This is a genomic window from Lacticaseibacillus sp. 53-4 (genome assembly GCF_016861805.1).
Taxonomy (GTDB): domain Bacteria; phylum Bacillota; class Bacilli; order Lactobacillales; family Lactobacillaceae; genus Lacticaseibacillus.
In genome coordinates this window covers 74,628-80,825 of record NZ_BOLT01000009.1, presented here as the reverse complement: position 1 = coordinate 80,825, position 6,198 = coordinate 74,628, and the positions used below count along the sequence as shown (strand labels likewise).

General features: G+C 56.6%; 7 protein-coding genes. 6 read left to right on the top strand and 1 reads right to left on the bottom strand.

Annotated elements, in window-relative coordinates; all coding sequences use genetic code 11:
* Both JUF21_RS05425 and JUF21_RS05420 read left to right on the top strand, forming a co-directional pair.
* Window positions 1-185: hypothetical protein (locus JUF21_RS05425; protein ID WP_203663369.1), on the top strand; the 185-nt coding region annotated here is incomplete at its 5' end.
* A gap of 255 nt (window positions 186-440) precedes the next feature.
* Window positions 441-845: a flavodoxin domain-containing protein gene (locus JUF21_RS05420; RefSeq protein WP_203624064.1), complete on the top strand. Its 405-nt coding sequence runs from the start codon at window positions 441-443 to the stop codon at window positions 843-845.
* 70 nt (window positions 846-915) lie between these two features.
* Here the strand turns inward: JUF21_RS05420 and JUF21_RS05415 are convergent, their stop codons facing one another.
* The gene (locus JUF21_RS05415) at window positions 916-1,599 is read right to left on the bottom strand and encodes a DUF805 domain-containing protein (RefSeq protein ID WP_203663367.1); all 684 of its coding nucleotides are present in this window, start codon (window positions 1,597-1,599) and stop codon (window positions 916-918) included.
* Window positions 1,600-1,837: 238 nt separating this feature from the next.
* Here JUF21_RS05415 and efp point away from each other — a divergent pair, with 238 nt between their 5' ends.
* From efp to JUF21_RS05395, 4 genes are all read left to right on the top strand, one after another.
* The gene (efp, locus tag JUF21_RS05410) at window positions 1,838-2,395 is read left to right on the top strand and encodes an elongation factor P (RefSeq protein WP_125757758.1); all 558 of its coding nucleotides are present in this window, start codon (window positions 1,838-1,840) and stop codon (window positions 2,393-2,395) included.
* 201 nt (window positions 2,396-2,596) lie between these two features.
* The gene (locus JUF21_RS05405) at window positions 2,597-3,928 is read left to right on the top strand and encodes a polysaccharide deacetylase family protein (RefSeq protein WP_203624066.1); all 1,332 of its coding nucleotides are present in this window, start codon (window positions 2,597-2,599) and stop codon (window positions 3,926-3,928) included.
* Window positions 3,929-3,987: 59 nt separating this feature from the next.
* Window positions 3,988-4,638, top strand: a complete 651-nt coding sequence (locus JUF21_RS05400; protein WP_125757762.1) for a histidine phosphatase family protein — start codon at window positions 3,988-3,990, stop codon at window positions 4,636-4,638.
* Between the two features lie 411 nt (window positions 4,639-5,049).
* Window positions 5,050-6,021, top strand: a complete 972-nt coding sequence (locus tag JUF21_RS05395; protein ID WP_203624101.1) for an ABC transporter substrate-binding protein — start codon at window positions 5,050-5,052, stop codon at window positions 6,019-6,021.
* Window positions 6,022-6,198: the final 177 nt, after the last annotated feature.

The window sequence follows — 6,198 nt, the reverse complement described above, 5'->3', positions numbered from 1 at the left end:
CCAGCGCCTTGAGACGCAGCCAGCAACAGGGGCTTATAGCCCCAGAGAAAACCACCCGTTCGACGGGTGGTTTTTATTGTGTTGTGGCGCCGGGCACGCTTGCGATAAGGCTGTTCAACTGTGTGAACTGCTGCGGGCGCAGATTTGGGCTAAGAATGTGTCACGAACTGTTTTATGGCTTATAATATAACTGTTGTCAATGTGTAAGCGCAAACAATATAAAACGTATCAGTTCACGCAGTGAGGCTGTTATAGGCCATTGACGATTCTGTCACCATCATCGTGGCGTCTGCCGCCGCAAGGGTGGCGTAAGCCGCAATGGCGACCGTGGTGCTAAGATGGGTCTAGGGAGCGGCAGGTCGGTTTGATTGGCTGCGGAAGTCAGCGGGAGACTTCAGGCGACTTTACTGCAAGCGTGACGCGATCATGGAGGCAGAGCAATGAGCATTGCAATCAGGTATTTTTCGAAGACCGGGAACACGGAAAAAGTGGCGCAGGAGCTTGGCGGGCACCTGAATGTTGAGGCGAAAAGCGTTGACATCCCGCTCGCCGGGCCGGTCGATCAGCTGTATTTGGGTGGTGCTATTCACATGGGCAGCATTGATAAGGAGCTGAAGGCGTTTGTGGCTCAGCTGGATCCGGCCCAGGTCAAGATGGTGACCATGTTTGGCACGTCTGGCGGTGTGATGTCGATTGGCCATGGCCTGGAAAAGGAGCTTAAAGCCAAGGGCCTGACTGTTTCCCAGGCCCGGCTGTTCCTGCATGGCCTGATGCCGAGCAAGAAGGCGCTCAGCGACGATGAAAAAGAAAAGATTGCCGCGTTTGCGCAGCAATCTTCCAAATAAGTCTAGATTGACTTTAACTGAGTTTGCTTCAACCAGGCGACAGGCGAGGAACTTTTCTCGCCTGTTTTGATTAGCCCTCAGTGTACGGGTGATCGGGATCGTCGTGCTTTTCTGGGGCACTGCTTTCAGCAGGCGCATCTGCGGCCTTTGGCGCCTCAGGTGCTGCCGGCGCTTTCGGTGCTGCAAACACGTCTGGGTTGATCCGCGAGTCCAAATTGTTTTGCGGTGCGGCACCATCATTGGGCAGCGGTTTGGACGGCAGCAGGGTGAGAATCAGAATCGACAGCGACACGGCCCATGACAGCAGGCTGGCGGCCGTTGAGTCTTTTGGCATCAGGTTGGTCGCGGCGTTGAGTGCCAGTTGAATCAGGTAGATCCACCACGGAATGCCCGCATCGCGGTAGCGGCGGATAACGATGGCGAGCGACGGGATCAGCACCGCCAGCGCAAAGACAATGACCAGCAGGAGGAAGACTACCAGGCCGATCCCCATGTGGCTAAAAATCCGCTCCGGGCTGAGGTGGTCAGGGTCGAGCCCGACCGCCGAGCCGACCACAGCGGCGATGAAGGCGATCATCGCGACAATACTCAGAATCGTCCCGAAGAGGATGGTCCACCAGTATTCACTGCGGCTTGAGCGCCCGGTAAAGTTGACGTAGTTGCCAAAAAAGGCCTTGATCGATGAAAACCCGGTGGCGCGGTAATAGCGATTGTGCGCCGTGGCTTGTTCTTGTGCGTTAGACTCGATTGCCATTTTTGCTCACTCCTTACCCAATTTTACTGAATCGTAGCATAACCCACAGCAGCGTGCAATCGCTGCCACCTAGGCGCCGTTCGTTTTGCGTGGGCATAAATGGTATACTAGAACGGATGGTGCGCTGACGCACCGCTGATTGGAGGCTGTTGCATGGACATTTTAACGTGGCGCGTGCTGCCGCCCCCATGGCGCAGAGCCAGTCGGACGCAGCTTAAGGTTTAAGGAGAGATAAATCATGACGCAAGCAATCGATTTACGTGCCGGCATGACGTTCGTGAAGGACGGCAAGCTGATCAAAGTTTTGGAAAGTAACCACCACAAGCCAGGCAAGGGCAACACCCTGATGCAGCTGAAGCTGTATGATGTGCGGTCCGGCTCGACTGTGCAGACGACCTACCGCCCGACGGAAAAAATCGAGCTGGCCGAACTGATCACCAAGCCCGCACAGTACCTGTACACGCAAGATGACACCGCCATCTTTATGGACATGGAAACTTACGAGCAGTACGAGATCCCGACGGAAAGCCTGGAATCGGAGCGCAAGTACCTGCTGGAAAACATGCAGGTCAATATCCAGTTCTACGGCACCGAAGTGATCGGGGTGACCCTGCCGAGCACGGTGAACCTCAAGGTCGTTGAGACCCAGCCTTCACTTAAAGGCGGCTCAGTCACCAACGGCGGCAAGCCTGCCACTATGGAAACCGGCCTGGTTGTGAACGTGCCAGACTTTGTTCAAGCCGGTGAAACCATCGTGGTCAGCACTCAAACGGGCAACTACGAGAAGCGCGCCTAATTATTTAGAAAGCACTGCTGCGGCAGTGCTTTTTTTGCGGGCGCAGGCGGTAAATTGGCAAGAGACGGGCAAAACTAAACTGCCCGCAACCGATTGATGAGCGGGCGATGAGAATCTAATCATTACTTCTAACAGGATTGTTAGGTTATCCGAGATGATTTCCCCGTATACTGGAAGAACAATGGGGAAGGGCGGAAAACATTGAGAAGCGAACAAAAAACCAATCAGAAATGGGGACTGGCCCTAGGCAGTGTGGGTCTGCTAGTGGTCGTCATCGGCCTTTGGACGGCCTTTCGGGTCAACCGGCCGACTGCGCAGCACGATTCGGCCAGCGGGCAGGCCGCGGCGATTCTCAAGCAGCACCCGGGCAAACCAGTCAAGATCAAGCTGACGGCCGGGCGCGGGGCGTTTTTCCTGCCTGCTGGTGAGAAGACGGTTGCGCCGGCACTGAAACAGGCAGCATCAGCCGTACTGGCCGAGCAGCCGCAGGGGGCCAAGCAGAAAATGGTGATCGTCGCCACGGAGAAAAGCCAGGCGCCGCTGGGGCTGGTGTCCCTAGCAACGCATTTTGACAGCTTGTATACGCTGGGTCACCACGAGCATCACCAGCGTCTGCAGCGGCAGCTGACGGTGACCAAAGCCGGGAAGCTGGCCAAGATTGGCGACATTGTGGCTGACGACAACGCGCGGCGCGCCGTTAACTACGCGGCGCAGACGCACGTGGCGGAGACCAAGGCGCTGGATGAAGCGCAGCTGAGCGTCCTGATGCAACAGCCGCTACTGCACTCGCTTGAGGCGACAAATTTTACGCTGACGAAGGCGGGCATGACGATCAGGACAGCAGACGGTAAGCCGAGTGCCTCGGTCCCGTATCACAAACTCACACCTTACCTGAAAGGCGCGACGCCCCAGCCGCCGAGCGGCAAGTTGATCGCGTTGACCTTTGACGACGGGCCGAACCCCAAAACGACGCCGGCGATTTTGAAGACCCTAGCGGATGCTAAGGTCAAGGCCACCTTTTTTGAACTTGGGTCTGGCATCGCCGAATTTCCGGCGGTGGCCAAAAGCGTGAAAGCGGCGGGGCATGAGGTGGGCACGCACACCTACGATCACCCATTCTTGCCTAAACTAAGTGCGGCTCAAACGCTCGATGAGATTTACGGGAAAAACCTGTGGACCTACTACCATGTTTTCGGAACGCTGCCGCCGTTCATTCGGCCGCCGTTTGGGGCGATGTCCAAAGCTAACGGTGATCTGGTGGGGATGCCGGCGATTCAGTGGTCGGTCGACTCGCAGGACTGGAAATCGAAGAGCAAACCGGCAATTATCGCCCGCGTGCAGGCGACCGCTCAGCCGGGCGGCATCGTGCTGATGCATGACATTCAACCGGCCGAAGTCGAGGCCTTGCCAGTGGTGATTGCCAACCTGAAAAACCAGGGCTACCAGTTCGTGACGGTCAGCCAGCTGCTTGGTCAACGGCTCATGCCTGGCCATCAGTATTTCGGGCAAGGCGACGAACGGCCGCTCAGTTAGCCTCAGAAGCGTTTGCCGCGGCAGGCGCTTTTTTGTTATCATCACCTCGGAGGTGCGTCATGACAGAGTTTTACCTGGTGCGGCACGGACAGACCGAAATTAACCAAAAAGGGGCCTTCAACGGCGGGCTCGTCGATTCACCGCTGACGGCCAAGGGCGTGGCCGGAGCCCACGCGGTGGGTGCAGCGCTCGCCGGGGTACGTTTCACCCAGGTCCTCAGCTCGCCGCTGCCGCGGGCGCTGACGACGGCGCAGCTGATTCTGGCCGCCAACCAGTTTAGCACGCACACGCCGCTGCAAGCGGTCTGGGGGCTGAATGAGATGCGGCTGGGCCAATGGGACGGGCACACCATCAAACACGTGGCGGCCCAAGAGGCGCTTGATCTGTACTTTCACCGTCCGCTGGAATTCGATGCGGATTACGCGGCGCAGTACCAGATCGAGCCGTACGAAGCCGTGGCCCGCCGGGCAGTGCCCGTGTTTGAAACCGCCGCCTTGGCGCATCCGACCGGGCAAATCCTGGTGGTCGGGCACGGGCTGCTGTTTCAGATCCTGCTGACGGTGTTGTCAGGGCAGCCGCTGGGCCGCTTGCGTACGACCCCAATGCTGAAAAACACGACGGTGACAAAATTGACCACCGCAAATGGCAAGCATTTTTCGGTTGCGTTCCGCGACCGGCAACCCGACGCCAGCCTACTGGAACAGGCCTGATTGCCGGCCGTACGCCACCACTGGGCCTTCCGCCGAAAAATAAAATTTCACTATGGGCTTGACATTGTTTTCTAATTTTTGTATTCTCTTGTCATACCAGTTCAACTGGTGCGAAGGAGTGTTGATCATGACAATGAATAAACCAACACAACTAAATCGCTCGTATTACTACGGCTATTACGGATAGCGGCTGCATCGCCAATCGGATGCAGACCGCGCAGCAGGTTTGCATCCATGATAGGCGCAGCGTTTAAGCATGACTTTTAAGCGGCCACATGGATGAGAGGATCTCTTCCATGTGGCTTTTTCTTTCCGGAAAGAAACTGGCCGGCCACAGGGGAAAATCCTGCGGCCGGCTTTTCTGTTTCGCGGCAAACGAGTGAACGCAATAAATTCTGGAGGAAAATTATGATGAAAATGAACAAGGTTTTGTTATCTGTTGCAGCAGTCGGGATGGTCGGCGCGCTTGCCGCGTGCGGCAACAGCGCCAGCAGCAATCAAACGGTGAAGGTCGGCGTCTTGCAGCTGATCGATCAACAGGCGCTTAATGCCGCCAACAAGGGCTTTAAGGAGCAGCTGGCCAAGGAAGGTTTCAAGGGCAGCAAGGTCAAGTTTGATAACCTTAACGCGCAAGGCGATCAGGGCAACCTGAGCTCTATGTCCGCCCGCCTGAAAAGCGATAAGAACACCGTCAACTTGGCCATTGCAACGCCGGCCGCGCAGGCTTTGCTGAAGGCGGACAACAAGACGCCGATGGTGTTCACCGCCGTCACTGATCCTAAGTCTGCCGGCTTGATGAGCGACCCGAAGAAGCCGGATAAAAATGCCACGGGCGTCACCGATATGGTCGACGTAAAGGGCCAAATCGACTTCACGCATCAGCTGTTCCCAAAGGCCAAGACAATCGGGCTGCTGTACAACGCTGCCGAGGAAAACTCGGTCGTTCAGATCAAAATCGCGCGCCAGGAAATCGCCAAGCTGGGGCTTAAGGCCGTTGTGAAGACCGCGGCCACCACCAACGACGTCCAGCAGGCCGCCGAAACCCTGGCCAGCCAGGCTGACGCCATCTACATTCCAACTGATAACACCGCCGCGGCGGCCATGCCGACGATTGGCAAAGTCTCTGCTGCTAAGAAGGTGCCAGTGGTCACTGCCGATGCGACGATGGTCAAGCTGGCCGGGGTCGCCACAGTCGGCATCAACTACGAGGACCTGGGCAAGCAGACTGCTAAGCTGGCAGTGAAGATCATCAAGGGTAAGAAGGTTTCCGACCTGGCCGTTCAGGCGCCAGCCAAGGCCACGCTGGTCACCAACAGCAAGCGCATGGCGCAGTTCGGCGTCACCAAGGCGCAGGCAGAAAAGGCGGCGAAGGCCGTCGAATAACCCTTCTGCGCGGTGAGCCGGAACCAAGTTTGTGATTAATTTCCAAAAGGTCCTTGACAGTGGGGATGAGATGAGTGTATTCTCATTTACATAGCAAAGGTTAATCTTTGCCAGTAAAGGACGTGTTGACAATGAATCAAGTAATCTCAACACAGCTTAATCGCAACTTTTTCGCCG

What these genes read in the sequence shown, in the direction of transcription:
- JUF21_RS05420 (WP_203624064.1), top strand. Translation starts at nt 441, where the DNA reads ATGAGCATTGCAATCAGGTATTTTTCGAAGACCGGGAACACGGAAAAA.
- JUF21_RS05415 (WP_203663367.1), bottom strand. Translation starts at nt 1,599, where the DNA reads ATGGCAATCGAGTCTAACGCACAAGAACAAGCCACGGCGCACAATCGC.
- efp (WP_125757758.1), top strand. Translation starts at nt 1,838, where the DNA reads ATGACGCAAGCAATCGATTTACGTGCCGGCATGACGTTCGTGAAGGAC.
- JUF21_RS05400 (WP_125757762.1), top strand. Translation starts at nt 3,988, where the DNA reads ATGACAGAGTTTTACCTGGTGCGGCACGGACAGACCGAAATTAACCAA.
- JUF21_RS05395 (WP_203624101.1), top strand. Translation starts at nt 5,050, where the DNA reads ATGAAAATGAACAAGGTTTTGTTATCTGTTGCAGCAGTCGGGATGGTC.